The sequence below is a fragment of the Actinoplanes teichomyceticus ATCC 31121 genome (assembly GCF_003711105.1).
Classification (GTDB): Bacteria; Actinomycetota; Actinomycetes; order Mycobacteriales; family Micromonosporaceae; genus Actinoplanes; species Actinoplanes teichomyceticus.
The window spans coordinates 5,741,818-5,765,137 of sequence record NZ_CP023865.1 but is presented as its reverse complement, the minus strand read 5'-3'; the positions used below and the strand labels follow the sequence as shown (position 1 = coordinate 5,765,137).

Genomic DNA, 23,320 nt, shown 5'->3' with positions numbered 1-23,320 from the left:
CCCTCCCGAGCCGGCATCGGATCTGTCACGGCTGTCTGGCCGACGACTGCCGCCGCGACAGCGCCGGGTCGTCGGCTGCCGCCCCGGCCTCACCGTCAGGCCGGGCGGTACGTTTCGCTGATGTTAACAGTCACATATTTTCAGTTAAGAGCGTGAATGTGTGCTGGGTGATTTCCCGCCCTGGGAAATACATAGGCCTGCCGGCCGGCGAAAAAGTGTTACGCGCAGCGGTCGATCCGTGTCGATGGAGGGCGAAATCCCTATTTTTGTCCGTTATTGCCTACCGTGTTCAATTGTCGGACTCGCCTGCCGTGGCGCGGAGGCGGGACGCCTTCCATTGATGAGCGTCATTGACCGGTACGGTGGTTAACGCTAACTTGACGACCGCGTAACTGTCGTGACATGCGGATCCGCCGTCCACGGCAGTACCGCGACGACGTCGATCAGCAGCGGACCCCGCGTACCGGCCCCGGGCCGTCACGACGGGCACCCAGAGGCGGTCTTGGCGAAGGGAACCGGGATGACAACGCGATCCGGCCGGTCCGACCACCGGCTGCTCCGCCGGTGGTGGCGCTCCCGCGGCTGCGCCGGGGCCGCGGCGCTGCTGCTGGCGCTCGCCGGCACGCTCGTCGTGTCCCCGCGGCCGGCACGGGCCGCCGCGGCGATCACCATCGACGGCGCGTCCGGCGGGCGGATGTTCGACGGGGTCGGCGCGATCAGCGGCGGCGGTGGCAACAGCCGCCTGCTCATCGACTACCCGGAGCCGCAGCGCAGCGACATCCTCGACTACCTGTTCAAGCCGGGATACGGCGCGGCGATGCAGATCATGAAAGTGGAGATCGGCGGGGACACGAACTCGACCTCCGGGGCGGAGCCGAGCCACCAGCACACCCGGGGCACGGTGAACTGCGACCGGGGGTACGAATGGTGGCTGATGGGCCAGGCCAAGGCCCGTAACCCGAACATCAGGCTCGTCGGGTTGTCCTGGGGAGCCCCCGGGTGGATCGGCAACGGCAACTTCTGGTCGAACGACTCGATCGACTACCTGATCACGTGGCTCGGATGCGCCGCCTCCCACGGTCTGACGATCGACTACCTCGGTGGCTGGAACGAACGAGGCCGTGATCTGAACTGGTACAAGAACCTGCGCGCGGCGCTGAACGCCCGCGGGTACGCCGGTGTGCGGATCGTGGCATCCGACGACTTCGGTTGGGGCTCCGCGGACGACGCGCTGCGCGACCCCGCGTTCGGAGCCGCCGTCTCGGTGTACGGCAGCCACTACGTCTGTGGCTATCGCAGCGCGCAGACCACCTGCCCGAGCTCGGCGAACGCCGTGAATTCCGGCAAGACGCTGTGGGCCAGCGAGAACGGCTCCGACGACTACAACGGCGGCGCGCCGGCGCTGGCCCGCGGCATCAACCGGGGCTACCTCGACGGGCGGATGACCGCGTACCTGAACTGGCCGGTCATCGCCGCGGTCACACCGAACGTCCCCTGGGCCACCACGGGGGTGGCCGTGGCGCCGCAACCCTGGTCCGGCTACTACTCGATCGGCCGCAGCGCCTGGGTCATGGGCCACACGACCCAGTTCACCGCGCCGGGATGGCGGTACCTCGACAGCTCCAGCGGCTACCTCGGCGGCAACCGCGACAACGGCAGCTACGTCTCGCTGAAGTCGCCCGACGGCCGCGACTACAGCACGATCATCGAGACGATGGACGCCGGATCGGCCCAGGACCTGCGGTTCGGCGTCACCGGGGGACTGTCGGCCGGGACCGTGCACGTGTGGTCCACCGACGTCAGGTCCAGCAACCCGGCCGAGCATTTCGTCCGGCGCGCCGACATCAGCCCGTCGAACGGCTCGTTCTCGCTGACCGTGCAGCCCGGCCACGTCTACAGCATCACCACCACCACCGGAGCGGGCCGGGGCGCCGCGACCAGCCCCGCTCAGGGCGTTCTCGGGCTGCCCTACGGCGACGACTTCGACGGCTACCGGACCGGGCGCCAGGCGAGGTACCTGTCGGACCACCAGGGCTCGTTCGAGGTGACCCCGTGCGCAGGCGGCCGTACCGCGCAGTGCGTACGCCAGATGTCGGAGCAGGCGCCGATCTTCTGGACCTCGGGCCACGCCGAGCCGTACACGCTGCTCGGTGACCTCAACTGGCGCAACTACACCGTGTCCTCCGACGTGCTGCTGGAGAGAAGCGGCTACGTGCAACTCGTCGGGCGGGCCGGCAACTACAACCACGACGGCCCGCAGAACCTCAACGCCTACTACCTGCGGGTGGCCGACGACGGGTCGTGGTCCATCCGCAGCAACGACACCGGCGGCACCCAGCGGGTCCTGGCCGGCGGGACCACGACGGCCCTGGGCACCGGTCGCTGGCACCGGCTGTCGCTCACGCTCGACGGCGCCACCCTGACCGCGGCCATCGACGGCACCACCGTCGGCCGCGCCTCCGACTCCGCGTGGGTCGCCGGGCAGGTCGGCTACGCCACCGGGCAGGGTGTGCCGGCCCAGTTCGACAACCTGTCCGTCACCCCGCTCGGCAGCGGGCCGAGCGCCACCGGTGAGATCCGCGGCGCGGGCTCGAACCGGTGCCTGGACGTCGACGGGCAGAGCCAGGCGGACGGGACGGTCGTGCAGCTCTGGGATTGCCACGGCGGCGCCAACCAGAGATGGACGGCGACCTCGGGCAGTCAGCTGACCGTGTACGGCACCAAGTGCCTGGACGCCCCGAACGCCTCCGCCGGCACCCGGGTGCGGATCTGGTCCTGCACCGGCGGCGCCAACCAGCAGTGGCGGATCAACGCCGACGGCACCGTCACCGGTGTCGCATCCGGCCTGTGCCTGGACGCGACCGGTCAGGGGACGGCCAACGGCACGGCCGTCGTCCTGTGGCCGTGCAACGGCGGCAGCAACCAGCGGTGGATCCGGGCGTGACCCGGGGCAGGAACAGCCAGCGGCGCCGGGGAGGCCCGCTCCGGTGATCCGCCGGGATCGGGTGGACGATCCCGGCGGATCCGGTACCGCCGGTCACCTGCGGCTCAGCGGCGATAGGTGCGCTTACCGAGCGTCGTCACGTTGCCGGCCCGGTCGTACGCGCGGAGCTGGACCGTGAACTTCTTGCCGTACCTCTTCGGGTACAGCGTGAAGCTGTAGCCGGCCTTCGTGTCGGTGCCGGCCACCTTGCCGTTGACCAGCAGCTGCACCTTCGCGACGCCGTTCCGGTCGCTCGCGGACGCGGCCAGCGTCGTGGTCTTCGTCAGCTTCGCGTCGTTCTTCGGCGCCTTGGTCAGCTTCAGCGCGGGCGCGACGGTGTCGTTGACGACGACGCGCCGGGCGACCGTGGTGTTGCCCAGCTTGTCGGTCACGACCCACTCGATGGTGTGGTTGCCCTGCGTTCTCGGGGTCACCGTCCAGGCCCACGGCGAGCCCGTGGCCGTGCCGCCGGTGACCCGCACCGTGGCGATGCCGCTCGGGTCGGAGGCTTGCGCGGTGGTGCGCACGCTGCCGCGCACCAGCGCCCGGTCGCCCGGGGTGATGGAGCTGACCGCCGGGCCGGAGTCGTCGACGTGGTAGGTGCCCATGTCGAAGGTGATGTTGTCGGCCCGGTCGAAGACCCGGACCGCGAGGGACTGCGCGCCGGTGAGGCCGCTGGTGTTCCAGGTCATCGTCCACGGCGCCGCGGTGCTGCGGGCGACGATCGTGCCGGACGTGTCGAGCAGCTCGATGCGGGCGGTGTCGTCGGAGACGTTCGTGGCCCGGAACGTGACCACGCCACGCACGCGCGACCCGGACGCGGGGGTGAGCGTCGCGTCCGGGCTGAGCACGTCCGCCCGTACCCGGGTGGTCTTCTCCGCGGTGTTTCCGGCCGCGTCGAAGGCACGGATGGTGATCCGCGGCTCCTGCCCGTGCACCCCGCTCGGCAGCACGACGCCGACCTGGTGGGGCAGCGGGCTCTCGTGGGTCGCGGTGACCGTGCCGTTCACCAGGACCTGCACCTTGGTCACCGCGACGTCGTCGGACCAGGACGGGGTGATGTCGCGGTACCAGCCGAGCAGCTGACCCTCGGTGAGCCCGGTGGCGGTGACGACCGGCGGGTTGGTGTCCGTGCCGCCCGGAGCGGTCGGCGCCGGGTTGAGGACCAGCGGCGCGGTGTCGTTGGACCTGTCGAGGTCCTCGGCGAAGCGCTCGCACGTGCACGCCGGGTTCACCTCGACCAGACCGGCCGCGTCCTGGATCACCCGGTCGATCCGCAGGCTGAACGGCAGGCTCAGGGCGTGGGACCTGCCGATCTTGAGAAGCCCGTCGAGTACGCACGCGTACTGCGCCGCGTCGGCGCGGGTCCGCTGCGCGTCCGTGGCCGGCGCGCAGTCGGCCGGGGCGCTCTGCACGGACGCGCCCGGCGGGATCGTGACGACCACGAGGCCGGGCGGCACGCCGGTGCCGATCCACTTGAGCGTGGCCGGACCGTCGTTGCGTACCCCGGCCCGGACCGTCACCACGTCGCCGGGCGCGCCGTACACCTTGCCGCCGGTGGCGACCAGATCCGCGCTCTGCCGGCCGGTGATCGCAAGATCCACGAACTGCCACGGGTAGACGCCCACCTCCTCCGGCGTCGCGTCGTCGAGCAGCGGCATGGTCGCGCCGTCACCGGATGTGCCGTACGGGCGGTGGTACGCCTTCTTCTCCCAGGTGAACTGGGTCCTCATGGCGCTCGGCGCGTAGGCGTCGGCCGGGGCCCGCAACGGCAGATCCACCCGGTACGACCCGCCCGGCTCCAGGGTCCGGTCGAAGACGCAGGCCTCCAACTGCCCGCGGATGTCGTAGGTGCAGTTGCGGTACCGGCTCTCGGTCGCGAAGCCGTCGATGCCGAAGAACGAGACGGCGACGCCGTCGATCGGGATCGTGCCGGTGTTGGTGACCGACAGCGGCGCCGTGAAGCCGCCGCCCGGCGTGGCCGTGACCGACACCGTCGCGCCCGCGCCCAGGGGCAGGCGGTCGTCGGCCCGCGCGGGGGCCGCCAGGGTGAGGGGCGCGGTGAGCGCGGCCAGGGCGGCGAGCGCACGCCGGGCCGTGGTGTTGTGCATACGGTTGTCCTCCCGTGTTCCCCGGCATCTTAGGGATCGACGGAGGCGCTCGCTGTCCGGTGTGGCCGGTGCCGTGACGGCGCGCGGGCGCGGGCCCATCGCTCACCGAGGATTCCGATGATCGATGGGCCCGCGCCCGCCCGAGGTCCGGTGCCTGCCGCCGGCTCGCGTCTGCCGGGAGCCGGTCAGCGACAGGTGGCGCCGGCCGGCCCGGTGCCGGTGCCCTGGAAGCCGAACTGGGTGGTGCCGCCGGCCGGGACGGAGCCGTTGAAGCCCACGTTGGTGAAGCTCACCGCCCCGGTCCTGGCGCTGCCGTTGGCGTTCCACACGTTGGTGATGGCCGAACCGGACGGCAGGGTGGTGTCGACCGTCCAGCCGTTGAGCGCCGACGAACCGGCGGTGACCGTGACGGTGGCGACGTAGCCGCCGTTCCACGAGTTCAGCGAGATCGACGCGGTGCACCCACCCGGGAGCGGCGGCTGCGACGACGTCGGCGACGAGGACGGCGGGACGGTGCCCTGGTCGAGGCCGAAGAAGCTGATCGCCATCCTCGCCTGGCCGGGCATCGGCAGCGCGTGGCCGACGCCGGCGAGGCTGATGGCCTGGACCGGCGGCTGCGCCGAGGTGTTGCCGTACCAGGTGCGGGTCCAGCCGGGCTGCGGCGTGTCGGTCTTGACCGGTGTCTGGCTGACGCCGAGCACGTTGGTCCACTGCTTGATCTCTTCGCCGAAGTTGTTGTAGTGCAGCGTGGTGTCCGTGGCGCCGTGCCACAGCTGCATGCGCGGGCGGGGCCCGGAATAGCCCGGGTACGAGTTGCGCACCGCGTCGCCCCACTGCGCGGGGGTCTTGCTGATCTGGCCGTTCGCGCACGCGCTGTTCCAGCCGGCCTGCTGGCTCGGGTCGGCCGGGTTGCCGGCGCTCGCCTGGAAACAGGTGTGCGGCACACCCGAGAACGCGGCGCCGCCGGCGAACACGTCGGGGTAGTCGGCGAGCAGCACGTTGGTCATCATGGCGCCGGACGAGGCGCCGGTGACGAACGTGCGCGCGGTGTCGGTGTTGTACCTCTGCTGCACGTACCTGACCATCGAGGTGATGCCGACCGGGTCGCTGTTGCCGTTGTGGGTCAGCGCGCCCGGCGAGGAGACGTCCCAGCAGTTGCCGGTACGCACGGTCGACGGGTAGATGACGATGAAGCCGTACTGGTCGGCCAGCGACTTGAACTCGGTGCCGGAGTAGAACGCCGGGCCGGAGCCGGTGCAGTAGTGCACCGCCACCAGCACCGCCGGCTTGGTGGGCAGCCGGTCGGGCACGTAGAGGTACATGCGGATGCCGGTGGGGTTGGCGCCGAACCCGGTGACCTCCGTCAACGCCGCCGCGGAGGCCGGCGACGCGGGCAGGAGCGCGGTGGTCACGACCAGGCCGGCGAGGACCGCGGCCATCGAGGCCAGCAGTTTGCGCCAGTGTCGTTTCATGGACGGTTCCTTTCGCGATGTGGCCGTGCGGACGGGCGCGACCACACCTGGGTGGGGGAGGTGCCGCTCAGCGGGCGGGACGAGTGACGGCAGACAACCCGATGCCGCGGACCGCGCTCACGGCGCCGAGCGCGACCGTGGCGGCGGTCGCGGAACAGGCGCCGCCGGGAGCGGACGGGGGACCAGACATGCCGTGCCCTCCAGCACGACGGGGGAGGCGGGAAGCGGCCGCGCGCGGCCGGGAAGCAGGCTGATCCGGATCGACCGAAACGTTACAGAGAGGTTGCGGCAATTACAACGATGAATATTTGCTCGCTGTGCCAGCGGACCCGGGGGCTGCGGTGTCCAGCTGCGGAAATGCCGTCGCTCACGGAAGCCCGGCTTCCGGAAGTTTCGGAGTTGCGGGCCGAAAAAATGGCGTTGGTTTCAGCGCTGCGGGGCGCCGGCACGCAGGCGAGCCGTCAGGACAGCGTGAGGACGCAGAACTCGTGACCCTCCGGGTCGGTCAGGCATGTCCACGAGACATCGCCCTGGCCCACGTCGAGGTCGGCCGCGCCGAGCGCCCGCAGCCGGGCCACCTGCGCCGCGTGGTCGTCGCCGGGGCGGGGCAGCAGGTCGAGATGGACCCGACCGGGGGCGGTCTTCGCGCCGGGCGTGCGGACGAACTCCAGGTACGGTCCACGGCCCTGGGCGCAGCGCAACGCCGCACGGTCGTCGGTCACCTCGTGCACCGTCCAGTCCGTCGCCTCGCCCCAGAAGCGGGCCGTGGCACGCGCATCCACGCAGTCCATGACCACCCGGGCGACCGGCCCGGTGTCCCGGTAGATCTCCCGGGGCTCCAGCACGCAGAACTCGTTGCCTTCCGGGTCGGCGAGCACGGCCCACGGCACGTCGCCCTGGCCGATGTCGGCGGGCGTCGCGCCGAGAGCCACGAGCCGCGCGATCAACTCGGCCTGATGGGCCGCCGACGTGGTGGCGAGGTCGAGGTGTACCCGGTTCTTCCCGGCCGTCCCGGCACCCGGAACCGGAACGACGTCGATGCCGAGGGTGTCCGGGTCCGGCCAGACGAACTCGTCGGCGGGTCCGACGTAGGTGGTCACGCCGGGTTGGAAGACGTGCCAGCCGAGGGCGTGCCCCCAGAACCGGCCGACCGCCGGGGCGTCACGTGCCTTGATGTTGACCTGGACGGGGCGCAGCGCCATGCCGACGATCGTACGCATCGGCGCGGCGCCGCCGTCCGTGCCCGCGCCGCCGAAACCCGGCCCGGCGCGCCCGGTCCGCCGGGCGGGGAGCCACGCACCCGCCGGCGGCCGGTGGCGGGCGCACACCACCGGCCGCAGGTGAGCGTCGACGGGCGCACCCGCCTCCGGTCTGACCAGCATGCGGGTCGGCTCAGGCGACGCCGAGCAGCCGCTCCCGCAGGCCCTCGTCGCGGCTGAACGCGGCGGCCGGGCAGCGGTGCACGATCCGGCCCCGGACCATCACCGCCACCTCGTCGGCCACCCCGAGCGCCAGGTGCACGTCGTGCTCGACCAGCAGCAGCGACAGCCCGGCCGCCACCAGGGCGCGCAGCGCCGTGGCCACCTCGTCGACGACCACCGGCGCGAGCCCCTCGGACGGCTCGTCCATGAGGACCACCCGCGGCCCGGTGGCCAGCGCCCGGCCGATGGCCAGCATCTGCTGCTCGCCGCCGGACAGCTGGGCCGCCAGGTGCCGGCGGCGCTCGGCGAGCCGCGGGAACAGCTCGAACACGTTCTCGGCCGGCCACGCCCGGCCGGCCCCGCGGCCCCGCCCGGCGGCGAGCGCCAGGTGCTCGGCGACGGTCATCGACGGCCAGATCCGCCGGCCCTGCGGCACCAGGCCGACGCCGGCCCGGGCGATGAGGTCCGGGCGCAGGCCGGCGATGTCCCGGCCGTCCAGCCGGATCTCGCCGGCGGTGGGGCGCAGCAGGCCGGCGATCGTCGAGACCAGGGTGGACTTGCCGACGCCGTTGCGGCCCAGCAGCGCCACCGCACGCCCGGACGGCACCTGGAGGTCGACACCCTGCAGCACGGCGCCGCGGCCGTACCCGGCGACCACGTCATGCATCCGCAGCACGGCTCACCTCCACCGTCCGGGCACCGAGATAGGCGTCGCGTACCTCGGGACTGCGGCGCACCTCGTCCGGCGACCCGGTGACCAGGATCGTGCCCAGGTGCAGCACACTCACCTCGGTGGCCAGCTGGAACACCACGTCCAGGTCGTGCTCGACGAAGACCACGGTGACCGTGGGCGGCAGGCCGCGCAGCAGATCGACCAGCCGGGCGCGCTCCTCGCCGGACATGCCGGCCGCCGGCTCGTCGAGCAGCAGCAGCCGGGGCCGCGCGGCCAGCGCGACGGCGATCTCCAGGCGGCGGCACTGGCTGTAGGACAGCGTGGCCACCGGCACCTCCGGCAGGTCCTGCAGGCCGACGGAGGCCAGCAGCGCGTCGATCGCCTCGCGGTGCCGCCGGCCGGCGCGCCCGGCGCCGAGGCCGAGCGCCACGTTCTGGCGTACGGTCAGCGAGCCGAACAGCGTCGAGTGCTGGAAGGTACGCCCGATGCCGGCCCGGGCGCGCCGGCCCTCGCGATGCCGGGTGACGTCGTTCCCGGCGTAGTGGATCCGTCCCGCCGACGGGCGCATCGCGCCCGCGATCAGTTTGAGCAGGGTGCTCTTGCCCGCGCCGTTGGGCCCGATCAGGGCGTGCCGGGCGCCCGGCACGACGGTCAGATCGATCCCGGTGAGCACCGGGAGCGCGCCGTAGCGGTGGTGCACGCCGGCGCAGCGCAGCAACTCGTTCACCGTTGATCCCTTCGCAGGAGCCGGATGCCGGGAAGCGGTCGGGGACCGGCGCCCCTCGGGCGCAGGAACCCACCGGGAAGCAGATAGACGACGAGGACGAAGAGCAGGCCCAGCGCGAGCGGGCCGTGCCCGTCGAGGTCCGCGCCGAGCACGTCGCGGACCGCGATCACCAGCGCCGCGCCCAGCACCGGCCCCCACAGCGACCCGCTGCCGCCGATCACCACGGCCAGCAGGGCCAGCGCGGAGGTGCTGAACCCGAGGTCGGCCGGGGTGACCAGGCGCTGCTGCGCGGCGAACAGGCCACCGGCCAGGCCGGCCACCGCGCCGGCCAGGAGGAAGGCGGTCCACTTCACCGCGGTGGCGCGGTGCCCGAGCGCCCGCATCCGGTCCTCGCTGTCCCGGACGGCGCGCAGCCTGGTGCCGAACGAGGAGGTGGCGACCGCCCACAGCGTCGCCATGCCGAGCACGAAGAAGATCAGCACGAACCAGTACGTCGTCGCGGGACCGTCGGCGACCAGCGGGCCGACGGCGAGCGCCGGGATCCCGTAGAGCCCGTTGGACCCGCCGGTGACCGGCTCCCAGCTGTCCGCGGTCTGCTGCAGCAACTCCCCGACGGCGAGGGTGAACATCAGGAACCAGACGCCGTGGGTGCGTACGGCCACGGCGCCGACCAGCGCCGCCAGGACGGCGGCCACGAGCGTGCCGGCGCACAGCGCCAGGACGGTGGACGTCTGGTGCACGGCGGTCCAGGCGGTCGCGTACGCGCCGGCGCCGAAGAACGCGGCATGTCCGAGCGACGGTGTCCCGGCCAGTCCGACCAGCACACTCAGACTCGCCGCGAGCAGGCCGAAGACGAGCATCCGGGTCAGTGTCGCGGTCGCGTACGGAAGCAGCAGGAACGGCCCGGCGGCGAGCGCGCCCACCGTGACCACCGAGGTCGCCGGCGCCAGCCACCGCGGGCGACGGGCGAGCGTGGTGAGGGTGCCGGCGGTCATCGTGCGGCTCCCGCCGTGGCCGCCCCGAACAGGCCCCGCGGGCGGACCACCAGCACCGCCGCCAGGGCCCCGAAGAGCAGGAAGGAGGCGAATTCCGGCAGCACCGCCTGGCCGACCGACTCGACCTGGCCGAACAGCAGCGCGGCCAGCAGCGGCCCGCGGACCGTGCCGAGGCCACCGACCACGACCACGACCAGCGCCAGCACCAGGATGGTCAGGTCGAGGCCGGGCCGGGCGTGGTAGATCGGGGCGCCCAGCAGACCCGCCAGGGTGGCCAGGACGGCGCCGAGCGCGAACGCCGCGACCCGCGCCCGGCGCGGATCCATGCCGATCGCGGCCACCATGTCCCGGTCGGCGACCGTGGCGCGGAACAGCGCGCCCAGCAGCGTCCGCTCGACCGTCCAGTAGACCGCCGCGGCCAGCACGGCGCCGACCACGACCAGGACCAGGCGGTACCGCGGATAGGTCCAGCCCGCGACGGTGATGGTGCCGTCCAGCCCCGGCGGCGGCACCGTGGCACGCACGTCGTCGCCGAACAGCGCCGAGAACAGGTCACCGGCGATCAGCGCGACGCCGAGGGTGAGCAGCGCCTGCTCCAGGTGCGACCGGCGGGCCAGCGGCGCGGCCAGCAGCGCCAGCACGGCGCCGCCGAGGATGCCGACCAGCACGGCGGCCCCGGCCGCGGCGGCCAGTGAGGGCCAGGTCTGCCGGTCGCCACCGACCCACCAGGCGAGGTACGCGCCGGCCAGGAAGAGCGAGCCGTGCGCGAGGTTGAGGACGTCCATCATGCCGAAGATCAGCGAGAGCCCGGCCGCGGTGAGGAACAGCAGCAGCCCCACCGCCAGGCCGTTGAGCACGGCCGTGGCCGCCACGTCGGCGCCGGCCACGGCTATGCCTCCGCGTCCAGCGGACCGAGGTCGGAGACCACGGTGTTGACCAGTTCGCCGCCGCGCGACTCGACCCGGCGCAGGTAGAACGACTGCCGGGGGGACTGGCCGGCGAACGTCCACGGCCCGCGCGGGCTGTCGGCGGGACCCTCGACGGCCCGCGCCAGGCTGTCGCCGTCACGGGCGCCGCCGGTCTTCTCCAGCGCGCGGGACAGCACCGCGGCGGCGTCCCACGCCTGGACCGCGTAGACGGTCGGCGCCACCTGATAGGCCGCCCGGTACGCGGTGCGGAACGCCACGTTCGCCGGGTTGTCCAGCTCCGCGGTGTAGTGCAGGGTGGACAGCACGCCGACGGCGGCGTCGCCCTGGGCGGCGAGAACACCGCCCTCGACCAGGAACCCGGAGGCGTACAGCGGCATCCTGCCCGAGAGGCCGAACTGGGCGTACTGCTTGACGAAGGCGACCGACTCGGCGCCGCCGAAGAAGCAGAAGGTGCCCTGCGCGCCGGACGACTGGATGCGGCTGAGGAACGGCTGATAGTCCTGGGTCTTGCCGAACGGCGGCCGGCTCTCGCCGGCGATCGTGCCGCCGCCGGCCCGGAACGCCTGGCTGAAGCCGGCGATCGCCTCGGCCCCGGCCACGTAGTCCGGCGCGATGGCGTAGGCCCGGCGCAGGCCGGTGCCGGCGAGATGCCGGCCCATCGCGGCGGCGACCTGCGCGTTGGTGAACGAGGTGCGCCAGATGTACGGGCTGCGCCCGGACCCGGTGATCTCGCCGGCTCCGGCGTTGGCGATCAGCAGCAGCTTGCGCACGCCGCCGACCAGGTCACGCACGCCGAGGGCGGTGGCCGAGTTGACGATGCCGACCAGGACGTCGACCTGGTCGCGTTGCAGCAGCTGCTGGACCGCGGGGACGCCGGTCTGCGGCCCCTCGCCCTCGTCGGCGACGACGGTGACGGCGCGCAGGCCGCCGAGCTTCCCGCCGTTGCGGGCCAGCCACAGCTCCCAGCCACGCCGGATGTCCTCACCGAGCGGGGCATAGACCCCGGACTGCGGAATGACCAGGCCGATCTTGATCGTTGCGCCGCCGGCCGCGTTCGCGGTCGCGCCGCCGAGGCTGTTGCCGCACCCGGTTACCCCGGCGGCTCCGACCGCGGCGGCGAAGCCGAGCAGCGTTCTGCGGTTGATGCGAGCTGCGCCCATGGTGTGTGCTCCCCCGACACGTCGAGTGGGATGTGTGGCCACACCGTAGGAGCGCCGGGAACCGGCGAGCCAGAGCCACATCGCACGGCGGCCCGGAGCCACTCCGGCCCGCCGTGGATCACAACGCGATGTCGCTGAATCCGGTGATCCGTTCGATCGAGAGCCGGCAGAGCAGCTCCTCCGGAACGGCGTTGCGCCGGCCGTAGGCCTCGGCCTGGTCCGCCGGCACGTACCGCTGGGCGATCCGGGTGGTCCAGTCGAGCAGGTCGGGCGCGCCCTCCTGGAGGCCGACCCGGCCCTGCACAGACACGTAGTGGTACGGGAAGTCCTGCACGTCGACGCTGAGCGCGGCACGCGGATCGGCGCGCAGGTTGCGTGCTTTGATGCTGCTGTGGCCGGTGGTGAACAGCAGGGTGTCGCCGTCGGCCACGAACCAGATCGGCACCACGTGCGGCACGCCGGCGGGTGAGACGGTGGCGAGCTTGCCGGTACGGGTACCGGCGGTGAGGAAGGCCAGTGCTTCCTCCCGGGACATCTTCGGCATGGTGCGGAGCATGTCATGCCCGGCAATTGGCCCCCTTCCCCTGTCCGCAAGTGGTCGTTTCCGTGGGACCAGGGGGCCTGCGAAGCTCACGCGTGAGCAGAGAGGAGAAACCGGACGTGCCGGTGACGACGGTTGAGCAGGTACGCGAGTTCGCCCTGGCCATGCCCGACGCGGTGGAGGTCGAGACGTGGGGACACCCGACCTTCCGGGTCCGCGACAAGATCTTCGCCAGCACTTCGGCCGACGGCGTGGTCGCGATCATCAAGGCGTCCAAGGAGGAGCTGGCCGAGCTGATGGCGGCCGACCCGGAGACGTACGACCCGGCCGACTATTTCGGCCGGTACGGCTGGGTGCGCGCGCAGCTGGCCCGGGCCGATCCGGACGAGATCCGCGACCTGGTGGTGGAAGGCTGGCGCCGGGCCGCGCCCAAGCGGCTGGTGACCGCCTACGACCAGGGCGGGCGGTGACCGTGGCGGCGGTCATCCTGGGCTGGAACCCGCAGCGCTGGAACGGCTGGACACCCGGCTACGACCAGCTCGTGCCGGGCGTCTCACCGGCCCGTACGCTCGCCGGCTCGTGGACGGTCGGGCGGCGGGTCAACATCCCGGAGGGCACCGACGCCTGGCTGCTGATGCAGGGCCGGCGCCGGGGGCTGGTCGGGCACGCGGTGGTCACCCGGGCGCCGTATCCCGGGCCGCACGACCGCGACCCCGGCGCCGTGACCAACTACGTGGACGTGGCGTGGGACGGCCTGCTCCCGGTCGAGGACCGGATCGAGCCGCACGTGCTGAAGGCGGAGGCGCCCGGGGTGGCCTGGGATTACGTCTTCGGCTCCGGGACCACGGTGCCGGCCGCGGCCGAACAGCAGGTGCACGAGCTGTGGCGGCGGCACGGGCGCCGCTGAGCGCCCGTGCCGCGCCGGTGGATCGTCACCCGCGGGCCGCGACCGGTTCGGCGGCGCGGGCGGCGATTTCGTCTCCGGAGTCCGGCCAGCGCCGCGACAGCAGCGGCCCGGCCATCGCCGTCGTCACCAGCGCCATGATCACCATCATGGTGAACATGGGGGTGTCGAGAACCCCGAGGCTGACCCCGACGTTGAGGACGATCAGCTCGGTGAGGCCTCGGGTGTTCATCAGCACGCCCAGCCGGCGCGCGTCGCTCCAGGGCAGCCCGAAGGCCCGGCCCGCGCCGGTGGCGCCGAGCATCTTGCCGGCGCAGGCGACCAGGACGATCGCGGCGAGCTCGACGGCGTTCGTGACGGTCAGCCCGCTGATGTCCACGCTCAGCCCGGTCACGATGAAGAAGACCGGCATGAGCAGCAGGCCGATGTTCTCGAACGGCCGGCGGACCGCCTGGGTCAGCCGCTCGACCGGCTCGCGGGGCATGACGAAGCCGAACGCGAACGCGCCGAAGACCGCGTGGATGCCGATCCAGGTGGTGGCGTACGACGAGAGGAAGACCCCGGACGCGGTGATCACCGCCAGTGCCGGGGCGGACTCCACGCGCCGCACCAGCCTGGCGAGCGCCGGCCGGACCACCGCTGTCATCGCCGTCACGTAGAGCGCCGACAGCGCGACGACCTGGATCAGATCGCCGGGGTCCCGCGCGGTCGCCACCATGGCGACCACGGCCAGGATGCACCAGGCCAGCACGTCGTCGATGGCGGCGCTGGCCAGCGCCAGGACGCCCACCTCGGTGTGCGCGATGCGCCGGTCCCGCAGGATGCGAGCCAGGACGGGGAACGCCGTGATCGACATGGCGGCGCCGATGAACAGCGCGAAGGCGGTGAACGGGACGTGCCGGCCGGCCACGGTCGCGTGCCGGTCGTAGAGCAGCGCGGCCAGGCCCACGCCGAGCCCGAACGCCAGGGCGATGGAGCACACCGACACCGACACGGTGAGGCTCTTGCGGCGGGCCACCAGCCGGCGGTCGAACTCCCATCCGATCAGGAACATGAACAGCAGCAACCCGACCTGGGAGATCGCCGAGAGGTACGGGCGGCCCGCGGGCGGGAAGACGGCGGAGGTCAGGTCGCCGGGAAGCAGGCCCAGCAGGCTGGGGCCGAGTGCGATGCCGGCGAGGATCTCGCCGACGACCACGGGCTGACCGAGCCGCCGAGCCGCCCGGCCGAAGACGTATCCGACCACCAGCACGATGGCGATGTCGGCCAGCACCGTCGCTACGGTGAGTTCGGCCGCAGGGGCGATTGACTTCATGGGAACTCCGGATCCTCACGTGGCAGGGGCTTGGCCGAGCCCGGGGAACTACGCACAGTGCGCCGCGGTGACCGACCGTAGCAGCGCCCGCTGTGCCGGCCCATGTCCACATCGGTGTCACCGAGGGTGCCAATTCCGGGGTGTGGATCAGCGCGGATCAGTGGCACCGTCCCCACGCGATGAATGGCACTGGGCGCCTGCCGCGGTGTCGACTAGCGTGCTCGACGTTCCGCCCCTGCATCGCTACTGCGAGTGTGCAGGGATGCCCGCGTATGACTGATTCCCGTGAGATTGAAGCGCTCTCACCCGACTCGGTGATGGTAGGACAGACAGTGACCCGACTGCTGTACGTCAAAGCCACCCCGCCCGGTCCCGGCAGCCGCTCAGGTGCCGTCGCCGAGGCGTTCCTCGACACGTTCCGCGACCGGAACCCGGACGCCACCGTCGACGTCGTCGACCTCTTCGATACGCCGTTGCCGACGGCCGCCGACGGCGTTGCCGCGTTCCGGCGGAGGTCCAGGGCCATGGTCGACCGGTTCACCGCCGCGGACCACTACCTGTTCTCCGTGCCGATGTGGAACTTCGGCATCCCGTACGTCCTGAAGCATTTCATCGACGTCGTGACCCAGCCGGGCCTGACGTTCCGGCTGAGCCCGCAGACCGGGTACACCGGCCTGCTGGCCGGCCGGACCGCCTGCGTGGTCTACACCAGCGGGGCGTACGCGCCCGGTCTGCCCGCCCACTTCGGCGCGGACTTCCAGTCGTCGTACCTCGACTACTGGCTCGGCTTCCTGGGGCTCACCCAGGTCACCGCGATCACGCTGCGCCCGACCGACTTCACCGACCGCCTCGCCGGCGACCTGGACCGGGCCCGGGACGAGGCGCGCAAGGCCGCACTCGCGCTGTAGCACCCCTTCGTGAGGGAGAGGAAGTTACATGTCTGTCTGGTTCGTGACCGGGGCGTCTCGCGGCCTCGGATCCGAGATCGTGGAACAGTTGCTCGACGCCGGCGAACGGGTCGTCGCGGCGGCGCGTGACCCGCACGCGCTCGACCGGCTCGCCGCCTACGACCACCGGCTGCTCGCCGTCCCGCTCGACGTCACCGACCCCGGGCAGGCCGACGCGGCCGTCGCCGCGGCGGTGGACCGCTTCGGCGGCATCGACGTGCTCGTCAACAACGCCGGCCGCGGGCTGATCGGCGCGGTCGAGGAGGCCAGCGACGAGGAGGTCCGGTCGGTCTTCGAAACCAACGTGTTCGGCCTGCTCAACGTGGTCCGCAGCGCGCTTCCGGCGATGCGCGGCCGGCGCCGGGGGCACCTGATCAACATCAGTTCGATCCTCGGCTTCAGCGCCAAGCCCGGCTGGGGCGTCTACGCCGCGACCAAGTTCGCCGTCGAGGGTCTCAGCGAGGCGCTGCGGGTGGAGCTCGAGCCGCTGGGCATCCGGGTCTCCCTGGTCGAACCGGGGCTGTTCCGCACGAACTTCCTCGACCCGTCGTCGGTACGCCTGGCCGGCCGGGTCATCGACGACTATGCCCCCACCTCCGGCCGGGTGCGTGCCTGGGCCGGGACGCACAACGGCGCCCAGGCCGGCGACCCCGCGAAGGCCGCCGCGGCGATCATCGCGCTCGGCGACGCCGCCGAGTCCACCTTCCGGCTGCCGCTGGGCACCGACGCGGTCGAGCGGGTGCAGCTCAAGCTCGCCGAGGTGACCGCCGACTTGGCGGCCACCCGTACGGTGGGACTGGCCATGTCGTTCCCTGAGCCGGCCGTCGCCGCCGGTCGATGAGCGTGACTGCGGGGGAGATGATGACGACGACCAGCGTTCCGGCGACCACCGGCCTGACCTTCGACGAGCGCGTCCGGCACCTCATGCGGTGGCACTTCAGCCCGGAGACCGGATCGCCCTTCTGGCTGCGGCAGCTGCCCGAGCTGGGCTTCGACCCGATCGAGGAGGTGACCGACGCGGCCGGGCTGCTGCGCTTCCCGGACCTCAGCGACCGGTTGCGCACCACGCCGGCCGGCGACCTCATCCCGCGCGGGCTCACCGGCGCCGGGTTCCAGGTGTACGAGTCCGGTGGCAGCAGCGGCGCGCCCAAGCGCATCGTGGACCGCGACTACCGCAGCCGCCTGCTGTCCTGGGCCTTCGAGCGGCTGCGCGCGCACCACCTGCCCGACCCGGCGCACTGGCTGCACCTGGGCCCGAGCGGGCCGCACGTGTTCGCGTACGACTGCGCGCGTTACGCCGCCCTCGGCGGGGGGCTGTTCTACCCGGTCGACTTCGACCCGCGCTGGGTCAAGCGCCTGGTCGCGGCCGGTGACACGGAGATCGTCGGGCGCTATGTGCGCCACCTGCTGGACCAGGCCCGCGACGTGCTGAGCTCCCAGCCGATCGGGGTGCTCAGCACCACTCCGCCGCTGATCGAGGCGATCTGCGCCGACCCGGAGCTGCACGAGCTGGTCAACCGCCGGGTCGACACGATCATCTGGGCGGGCACGTCGTTCAGCCCGGAGAGCCTGCGGCAGGTGGACGAGATCTTCTTCCCCGACACCACCGTCATCGGCATCTACGGCAACACGCTGATGGGCGTGGCGCCGCAGCGCCCGCCGCAACCCGGCGACAAGCACCGCTGCGTGTTCGAGCCGTGGGCCGAGGCGATCCGGATCGACCTGGTCGAGGACGGCGAGCCGGTCGGTTACGGCGAGCGCGGGCGGGTGCGGCTCAGCCTGGTCACCGAGGAGATGTTCCTGCCCAACGTCATGGAGCGGGACACCGCGGTGCGGGTCGAGCCGGCCGAGGGCGGTGCGGTCGACGGTCTGGCCGAGGTCGGCACGATCGCGACGGTCGGCGCGAACCGGGTCATCGAAGGGGTGTACTGATGTCGGCCGCCGCGATCGAGCCGATCGTCTGCGGTCGCACGGTGCACAGCCTGGACCGGGCGGTGCTGGCCGACGTGTGCGGCACCCCGCTGGCCGACGTGGGTCAGGCGCCGCGGCTCATGGCGGCCGGCGCCCTGGCCCAGGCCCGGCGCGCCGCCGACGGCCGGCCGGTCGAGCACGCCCTGCTGGTGCGCGCCGCCGAGCTGTTCGCCAACGCCGAGCTCGACGGGGAGACCCCGGACGAGTACGAGCGCCGCGTGGCGCTGGGCACCGGTTTGCCGCGCGGAACCGTCCGCCACGCCACCGCCGACATCGTGCGCGCGATCGACCGGCTGCCGCGTACCGTGGCCGCCGAACTGCCCGCCACCGAGCAGGGCAGCGGTTACCGGACCGTCTGGGTGCCGGCCGGGCGGATCTTCGCGGCCGTGATGGCCAGCAACCATCCCGCGCCGAACGACTCGTGGCTGCACGCCCTCGCGCTCGGCTTCAGCGTGCTGGTCCGGCCCGGCACCCGGGACCCGTTCACCGCCCGCCGGCTCGTCCTCGCGCTGCTCGCCGCGGGGCTGCCCGCGCACCGGGTGTCCTACCTGCCCGGCAGCCACGCGGTGGGCTCCTATCTGCTGGAGTCCGCGGACCGGGGCATCGTCTACGGCGGCGACGAGGCGGTGGCCCGCTGGCGCGGCAGCGCGTCGGTGACGACGCGGGGCCCGGGGCGCAGCCGTGCCCTGCTGGACGTCGCGCCCACCGACGAGGTTCTCGACCACCTCGCGACCGCGGCGGCCTACGACGGCGGCACCCGGTGCAACAACATCTCGCTGGTGCTGACCACCGGCGACGTCCGGGCGGTGGCCGACGGGCTGGCGGCCCGCTTCGACAAGCTGGGCGGCCCGGTCGTCACCGCGCCGGACGCGGTGCTGCCCGCGGTCGACGCCGCCCGGGCGGAGGTGCTCGCCGGGCAGCTGCGCGGGCTGCGGGAGGAGCTGACCGTGCACGCCCCGGTGGGCGCGGAGCCGGTGACCGGCCTGCCGGACGGCTCGTACCGGCCGCTGCCGACCGTGCTGTCCACGGACGATCCGCGGCACCCGGCGGTCGGCCTCGAACTGCCGTTCCCGTTCGTCGTGGTGGCCCCGTGGCGCCGCGGGGAGCCGGACCTGCTCGGTGGCGCGCTGGTCGCCAACCTGCTGACCGAAGACGAGGACATCGTGGCCGGCGCCGTCGCCGATCCGCGCATCGGCAAGGTCACCCGCGGCCGGACGCTGCCGTGGGCGGCGGCGCCGGGCACGCCGCACGACGGGAACCTGTCGGTCTTTCTGCTTCACCCGAAGGGCATCGTCGACATGGGGGGGAAAGAGGATGCGATGGCTTGAGGACCTACTGACGGACGGATGGTGGGCGACCGGCACGGCGGTCCGGTGCCAGTCACCCGACGGCCGGGAACAGACGATGGCGTACGGCGAGCTGCTGCGCCGGGCCGCGAACCTGGCGCGACACATCGGTGAGCCCAGCGACAGCGAGCAGACACGCCTGGCCATCGTGGCGATGAGCCCGCTGGAGGGATTCGTCGGGCTGATCGCCGGCCTGATCGCCGGCGCGGTGGTGATCAGCACGCCGATCCAGTCCCGGGATCCGTGGCCGGTCGGCCTGCTCGGCGATCCGGACGTGGTGCTGACCGACGACACCGGCGCGGCCCTGCTCGCCTGCAACGAGCGCCTCACCGGCGTGAGGCCGGACTACCGGGCGGTATCGATCGAGGAGGCCGGCGCCGGCGCGGTGAGCGTCGCCCCGCGGATCTGCGCCGATCAGGACGACGTTTGCAAGATCGCGTATCTCGATCCGCGGCGGTCGCCGCTGGTGGTGGCACTCACCGGGTTCGCGCTGGACCACGCGGTGCGCAATCCGTGGCGCGTGCCGGCCGCTTCGGGCGGGCTGAGCACCCTGGCCGGGCAGATCGAGACCTATCAGAGGCTGGCCTCCGGTGAGGTCGTCCATCTCGCCACGCAATCGGGCGACCGGCCCATTGCGACGACACTACCGGCGGCTGACGCGCCTTATGTGGTCGATAATCCGACACAAATGGCCGACCTACTTCTGGGTGTCGGCTAGCTTTGCTGGAACGAGAATTCCGGCGGTCCACTCCGGACTTGACGGATCGGTTGCATCCCGTCGTGTCGCGAGTGGTCCGTGAAAATTGTCAGCGAGGCCGGGCGCCGTTTTGGCGTCCGGCCTGACTCGGCACTCGCAAGGGGGGATCAATGCCTCGAGATTCTCCCGCACTTCCCGGGAGCGGTCTCGTTCTCGACCGCAACTCGACAATTCCTTTGTACCAGCAGCTGTACGAGCAGATGCGATGGAGCATCGAGGCGGGGCAGCTGCCGGCGGGCACCCGCCTGCCGGCCACCCGCACCCTGGCCAAGGAGCTCGGGGTGTCCCGCAACACGGTGCTCGTCGCCTACGACCGGCTGCTGGCCGAGGGCTACCTCGACGGCCGGGTCGGTTCCGGCACCGTGGTGGCCTCCCGCAAGCCCGCTCGTGACGAGGGCGCGTCGCCCCCGCGTCCGGCGGCCCGCCCGGAGCTGCGGATCTCCCGGGCCGCCACCCGGATGGCCGAGGCGGCCGCCTACTTCACCCCGGCGCACGACCAGCTGCGCTACCCCGACCGGCCGTTCACCCTCGGGGTGCCCGCCCTCGACCAGTTCCCGGCCAAGGTCTGGGGGCATCTGCTGCTGCGCGCCTCGCATCAGCTGACCGGCGCGCTGTACACCCACCGGGACCCGGCCGGTTACTGGCCGCTGCGCAAGGGCATCGCCGCCATGCTCGGTCTCATGCGCGGCGTGCGGTGCACTCCCGAACAGGTGATCGTGCAGCCCAGCGCGCAGACCGCGGTGCACATGGTGGCGATGACGCTGCTGGAGCCCGGCGACCAGGTCCTCGTGGAGGACCCGGGTCTGCAGGCCATCCGGGGCGCGTTGCACTCGGCGGGTGTCCGCCTCTGCCCGGTTCCGGTCGACGCCGAGGGGATGTGCATCGACGTCGGCGCGGAGCGATATCCGGATGCCCGGATGGCCGTGGTGACGCCGAACAACCACTTCCCGCTGAGCGTCCGCATGTCCGAAGCCCGCCGCCGGCGGCTGCTGGACTGGGCCCGGGAGCGGGACGGCTGGGTGGTCGAGGACGATTACGACGGCGAGTTCTGGTCGCAGAACCCCGGTCCGCCGCTGCACCAGACGGACGCCGAGGGACGCGCCATCTACGTCGGCACGTTCAGCAAGATCCTCTTCCCCGGCATGTGCCTGGCCTATCTGGTCGTCCCGCCCGATCTCGCGCAGGTGGCCGCCGCCGTCCAGCGCGCCACGGTGAACTCGCTGAACATCCTCACCCAGGCCGCGCTCGCCGAATTCATCGACGGCAACCACCTGGCCCGGCACGTCCGCCGGATGCGCGGCATCTACGCCGAGCGTGGTGAGGCCCTGGTCGACGGGCTGCGCGCGAAACTCGGCGGCTTCGTCACGGTCACCGACGCTCCACCCGGGACGCACCTGGTCGCGTGGACCCCCGACGACACCGACGAGAGACGACTGGCCCAGCTCAGCCGGGAGTCGCGGTTGCGTGTCTACCCTCTGTCCTCCTTCGCCGACGAGCCGGACCGGCTGGGGCGAGGGCTGGTCCTGGGTTACGCCGCCACGCCACCCGAGAAGATTCTTTCTGGTGTGGATCGCCTCGCGATGGTGGTCGAACGCTATACCGGGAGTCGCTTCCCCACCGGTGGCCGTGATGTCCGGAATCCGGGGATGCGTCGCAGCATATAAGGGAACCACTTCGACGGCACAGAGCCATGTCGGACGCTTCTCGCGGAACCAATTCCAGTGGCACTTCCGTGAATCTCCACATGGCTCTGTGCCATGTCTGACACCCCCTATACGGTCCGTTCCGACACATCGATGCCGCGACGTGCTCCACACGGTTGTAGGGGGAGAGCATGCCTTCGCCACGGCTTCTGGCACCCAACTTCGAGGAAATCGACGCCGGCCTCTGGCGGCCGGACACCTGGCGGGCGCTGCCCGCCGTACAACAGCCGGACTGGCCCGATCCGGGCGAACTCGCCGCCGTCACCGACTACCTGTCCGGGCTGCCTCCGCTGACGGCGGTCGGCGAGATCCGCGCGCTCCGCGACGATCTCGCCCAGGTCGCCGAGGGAGCGGCCGTCCTGCTGCAGGGCGGTGACTGCGCGGAGCCACTGGGCCGCGCGGCGGCCGAGGCGGCCCGCGGTAAACGTGGGCTGCTGGCCGCGCTCGGCGAGCGGCTCGCCGAGTCGTCCGGCCGGCGGGCGGTCACCGTCGGGCGGATCGCCGGGCAGTTCGCCAAGCCGCGATCGGCCCCGACCGAGCAGGTCGGCGACCGGCTTCTGCCGGTCTTCCGCGGGCTCATGGTCAACGATCCGGCGCCCACGACGGCGGCCCGCCAGCCGGACCCGTACCGGCTGCTGTCCGCGTACTACACCGCCAAGCAGGTGATCGAGGAGCTGGCCGGGGCCGGAGGGCCGCTGGACACCAGCCACGAGACGCTGATCCTGGAGTACGAACAGGCGCTGACCCGGTTCGACGACGAATCCGGCGAGTGGTTCCTGCGCTCCACCCACCTGCCGTGGGTGGGCGACCGTACCCGCCAGATCGGCGGCGCACACCTGCACTTCCTGGCCGGCCTCGGGAACCCGGTGGCCGTCAAGATCGGTCCGGACGCCACGCCCGAGGACGCGGTGCGCATCTGCGCGCTGCTCGACCCGCATCGGCTGCCGGGCCGGCTCACCCTGATCAGCCGGATGGGGGCCGGGCGCGTCGCCGACCGCCTGCCGCCCCTGGTGCACGCGGTGGCGGCGGCCGGTCACCGGGTCGCCTGGATCTGCGACCCCATGCACGGCAACACCGTCCGGACCGGTGTGGGCCTGAAGACCCGCCACCTGGACACCGTGGTCGCCGAGGCCACCGGTTTCGTGGCCGCGGTGCGCGCCGGCGGCGCCGAGCCGGCCGGCCTGCACCTGGAGCTGACCGCCGAAGACGTGACCGAATGCGTGGGCGGGCCGACCGTGCCGGACGAGAGCCGGCTGGGTCGCGCGTACCACTCGTTGTGTGATCCCCGCCTGAACCCGCACCAGGCCGGGGTCGTGGTGGACGCCGTCGCCGAAGCGATGCGCCCCTGACCGAACCGGATCTGCG

The 23,320-nt window shown here is 72.4% G+C and carries 20 protein-coding genes; 10 read left to right on the top strand and 10 right to left on the bottom strand.

Translation table 11 applies throughout. The features are described 5' to 3' along the window. Window positions 1-520 precede the first annotated feature (520 nt). Window positions 521-2,944, top strand: a complete 2,424-nt coding sequence (locus tag ACTEI_RS25235; protein ID WP_122979931.1) for a ricin-type beta-trefoil lectin domain protein — start codon at window positions 521-523, stop codon at window positions 2,942-2,944. 104 nt (window positions 2,945-3,048) lie between these two features. Here the strand turns inward: ACTEI_RS25235 and ACTEI_RS25230 are convergent, their stop codons facing one another. The 9 genes from ACTEI_RS25230 to ACTEI_RS25190 all read right to left on the bottom strand — a co-directional run bounded on the left by ACTEI_RS25230 (window position 3,049) and on the right by ACTEI_RS25190 (window position 13,015). Next, complete coding sequence (locus ACTEI_RS25230) at window positions 3,049-5,094, bottom strand: Ig-like domain-containing protein (protein WP_122979930.1); 2,046 nt, start codon at window positions 5,092-5,094, stop codon at window positions 3,049-3,051. 185 nt (window positions 5,095-5,279) lie between these two features. Then, window positions 5,280-6,566 (bottom strand): extracellular catalytic domain type 1 short-chain-length polyhydroxyalkanoate depolymerase, encoded by a 1,287-nt coding sequence (locus ACTEI_RS25225; RefSeq protein ID WP_122979929.1) that lies wholly within the window; start codon window positions 6,564-6,566, stop codon window positions 5,280-5,282. Between the two features lie 461 nt (window positions 6,567-7,027). After that, window positions 7,028-7,768 (bottom strand): VOC family protein, encoded by a 741-nt coding sequence (locus ACTEI_RS25220; protein ID WP_122982400.1) that lies wholly within the window; start codon window positions 7,766-7,768, stop codon window positions 7,028-7,030. A gap of 190 nt (window positions 7,769-7,958) precedes the next feature. After that, window positions 7,959-8,654, bottom strand: a complete 696-nt coding sequence (locus tag ACTEI_RS25215; protein WP_122982399.1) for an ABC transporter ATP-binding protein — start codon at window positions 8,652-8,654, stop codon at window positions 7,959-7,961. Next, window positions 8,647-9,387, bottom strand: coding sequence for an ABC transporter ATP-binding protein (locus ACTEI_RS25210; protein WP_122979928.1), 741 nt, complete (start codon window positions 9,385-9,387; stop codon window positions 8,647-8,649). The genes ACTEI_RS25215 and ACTEI_RS25210 overlap by 8 nt, the downstream gene beginning before the upstream one ends. Continuing rightward, entirely contained in the window at window positions 9,384-10,382 is a 999-nt protein-coding gene (locus ACTEI_RS25205; protein WP_122979927.1) for a branched-chain amino acid ABC transporter permease, read from the bottom strand. The genes ACTEI_RS25210 and ACTEI_RS25205 overlap by 4 nt, the downstream gene beginning before the upstream one ends. Then, window positions 10,379-11,269: a branched-chain amino acid ABC transporter permease gene (locus ACTEI_RS25200; RefSeq protein ID WP_239082703.1), complete on the bottom strand. Its 891-nt coding sequence runs from the start codon at window positions 11,267-11,269 to the stop codon at window positions 10,379-10,381. Before ACTEI_RS25200 ends, ACTEI_RS25205 begins: the two co-directional genes overlap by 4 nt. 2 nt (window positions 11,270-11,271) lie before the next feature. Continuing rightward, window positions 11,272-12,471 carry an ABC transporter substrate-binding protein gene (locus tag ACTEI_RS25195; RefSeq protein ID WP_164466096.1) on the bottom strand — a complete coding sequence of 400 codons (1,200 nt, stop codon included), beginning with the start codon at window positions 12,469-12,471 and terminating at the stop codon, window positions 11,272-11,274. 118 nt (window positions 12,472-12,589) lie between these two features. Further along, window positions 12,590-13,015, bottom strand: coding sequence for a PPOX class F420-dependent oxidoreductase (locus ACTEI_RS25190; RefSeq protein WP_203723839.1), 426 nt, complete (start codon window positions 13,013-13,015; stop codon window positions 12,590-12,592). Window positions 13,016-13,107: 92 nt separating this feature from the next. On the opposite strand from ACTEI_RS25190, the gene ACTEI_RS25185 reads away from it, so the two are divergent. Together ACTEI_RS25185 and ACTEI_RS25180 are read left to right on the top strand one after the other, a co-directional pair. Next, window positions 13,108-13,482 (top strand): MmcQ/YjbR family DNA-binding protein, encoded by a 375-nt coding sequence (locus tag ACTEI_RS25185; RefSeq protein WP_239082704.1) that lies wholly within the window; start codon window positions 13,108-13,110, stop codon window positions 13,480-13,482. Continuing rightward, complete coding sequence (locus ACTEI_RS25180) at window positions 13,479-13,919, top strand: hypothetical protein (protein WP_122979925.1); 441 nt, start codon at window positions 13,479-13,481, stop codon at window positions 13,917-13,919. The genes ACTEI_RS25185 and ACTEI_RS25180 overlap by 4 nt, the downstream gene beginning before the upstream one ends. Window positions 13,920-13,944: 25 nt before the next feature. Here the strand turns inward: ACTEI_RS25180 and ACTEI_RS25175 are convergent, their stop codons facing one another. Beyond that, a complete protein-coding gene (locus ACTEI_RS25175) occupies window positions 13,945-15,231 on the bottom strand; it encodes a cation:proton antiporter (RefSeq protein WP_122979924.1) in 1,287 nt (428 codons plus the stop codon). Between the two features lie 332 nt (window positions 15,232-15,563). Here ACTEI_RS25175 and ACTEI_RS25170 point away from each other — a divergent pair, with 332 nt between their 5' ends. The 7 genes from ACTEI_RS25170 (at window position 15,564) to ACTEI_RS25140 (ending at window position 23,304) form a co-directional block, all read left to right on the top strand. Then, the gene (locus ACTEI_RS25170; RefSeq protein WP_164466094.1) at window positions 15,564-16,139 is read left to right on the top strand and encodes an FMN-dependent NADH-azoreductase; all 576 of its coding nucleotides are present in this window, start codon (window positions 15,564-15,566) and stop codon (window positions 16,137-16,139) included. Window positions 16,140-16,167: 28 nt separating this feature from the next. Further along, window positions 16,168-17,019: an SDR family NAD(P)-dependent oxidoreductase gene (locus tag ACTEI_RS25165; protein ID WP_122979922.1), complete on the top strand. Its 852-nt coding sequence runs from the start codon at window positions 16,168-16,170 to the stop codon at window positions 17,017-17,019. Window positions 17,020-17,039: 20 nt separating this feature from the next. Then, window positions 17,040-18,110 (top strand): acyl-CoA synthetase family protein, encoded by a 1,071-nt coding sequence (locus ACTEI_RS25160; protein WP_122982395.1) that lies wholly within the window; start codon window positions 17,040-17,042, stop codon window positions 18,108-18,110. Beyond that, a complete protein-coding gene (locus ACTEI_RS25155) occupies window positions 18,110-19,477 on the top strand; it encodes an aldehyde dehydrogenase family protein (RefSeq protein WP_122979921.1) in 1,368 nt (455 codons plus the stop codon). The genes ACTEI_RS25160 and ACTEI_RS25155 overlap by 1 nt, the downstream gene beginning before the upstream one ends. A gap of 76 nt (window positions 19,478-19,553) precedes the next feature. Beyond that, on the top strand, window positions 19,554-20,213 hold the full coding sequence (locus tag ACTEI_RS25150; RefSeq protein WP_122979920.1) for an acyl-CoA synthetase family protein: 660 nt from the start codon (window positions 19,554-19,556) through the stop codon (window positions 20,211-20,213). A 215-nt stretch (window positions 20,214-20,428) separates the two neighbouring features. Then, window positions 20,429-21,916, top strand: a complete 1,488-nt coding sequence (gene pdxR, locus ACTEI_RS25145; protein ID WP_164466092.1) for a MocR-like pyridoxine biosynthesis transcription factor PdxR — start codon at window positions 20,429-20,431, stop codon at window positions 21,914-21,916. A gap of 170 nt (window positions 21,917-22,086) precedes the next feature. Further along, window positions 22,087-23,304 (top strand): 3-deoxy-7-phosphoheptulonate synthase, encoded by a 1,218-nt coding sequence (locus tag ACTEI_RS25140; RefSeq protein WP_122979918.1) that lies wholly within the window; start codon window positions 22,087-22,089, stop codon window positions 23,302-23,304. Window positions 23,305-23,320 lie beyond the last annotated feature (16 nt).

Bases quoted from the DNA above. Each gene is read 5' to 3' on its own strand.
- ACTEI_RS25235 (WP_122979931.1), top strand. From the start codon at position 521: ATGACAACGCGATCCGGCCGGTCCGACCACCGGCTGCTCCGCCGGTGG.
- ACTEI_RS25215 (WP_122982399.1), bottom strand. From the start codon at position 8,654: ATGCATGACGTGGTCGCCGGGTACGGCCGCGGCGCCGTGCTGCAGGGT.
- ACTEI_RS25220 (WP_122982400.1), bottom strand. From the start codon at position 7,768: ATGGCGCTGCGCCCCGTCCAGGTCAACATCAAGGCACGTGACGCCCCG.
- ACTEI_RS25175 (WP_122979924.1), bottom strand. From the start codon at position 15,231: ATGAAGTCAATCGCCCCTGCGGCCGAACTCACCGTAGCGACGGTGCTG.
- ACTEI_RS25155 (WP_122979921.1), top strand. From the start codon at position 18,110: ATGTCGGCCGCCGCGATCGAGCCGATCGTCTGCGGTCGCACGGTGCAC.
- ACTEI_RS25165 (WP_122979922.1), top strand. From the start codon at position 16,168: ATGTCTGTCTGGTTCGTGACCGGGGCGTCTCGCGGCCTCGGATCCGAG.
- ACTEI_RS25140 (WP_122979918.1), top strand. From the start codon at position 22,087: ATGCCTTCGCCACGGCTTCTGGCACCCAACTTCGAGGAAATCGACGCC.
- ACTEI_RS25190 (WP_203723839.1), bottom strand. From the start codon at position 13,015: ATGCCGAAGATGTCCCGGGAGGAAGCACTGGCCTTCCTCACCGCCGGT.
- ACTEI_RS25160 (WP_122982395.1), top strand. From the start codon at position 17,040: ATGACGACGACCAGCGTTCCGGCGACCACCGGCCTGACCTTCGACGAG.
- ACTEI_RS25205 (WP_122979927.1), bottom strand. From the start codon at position 10,382: ATGACCGCCGGCACCCTCACCACGCTCGCCCGTCGCCCGCGGTGGCTG.
- ACTEI_RS25195 (WP_164466096.1), bottom strand. From the start codon at position 12,471: ATGGGCGCAGCTCGCATCAACCGCAGAACGCTGCTCGGCTTCGCCGCC.
- ACTEI_RS25225 (WP_122979929.1), bottom strand. From the start codon at position 6,566: ATGAAACGACACTGGCGCAAACTGCTGGCCTCGATGGCCGCGGTCCTC.
- ACTEI_RS25150 (WP_122979920.1), top strand. From the start codon at position 19,554: ATGGCGTACGGCGAGCTGCTGCGCCGGGCCGCGAACCTGGCGCGACAC.
- ACTEI_RS25230 (WP_122979930.1), bottom strand. From the start codon at position 5,094: ATGCACAACACCACGGCCCGGCGTGCGCTCGCCGCCCTGGCCGCGCTC.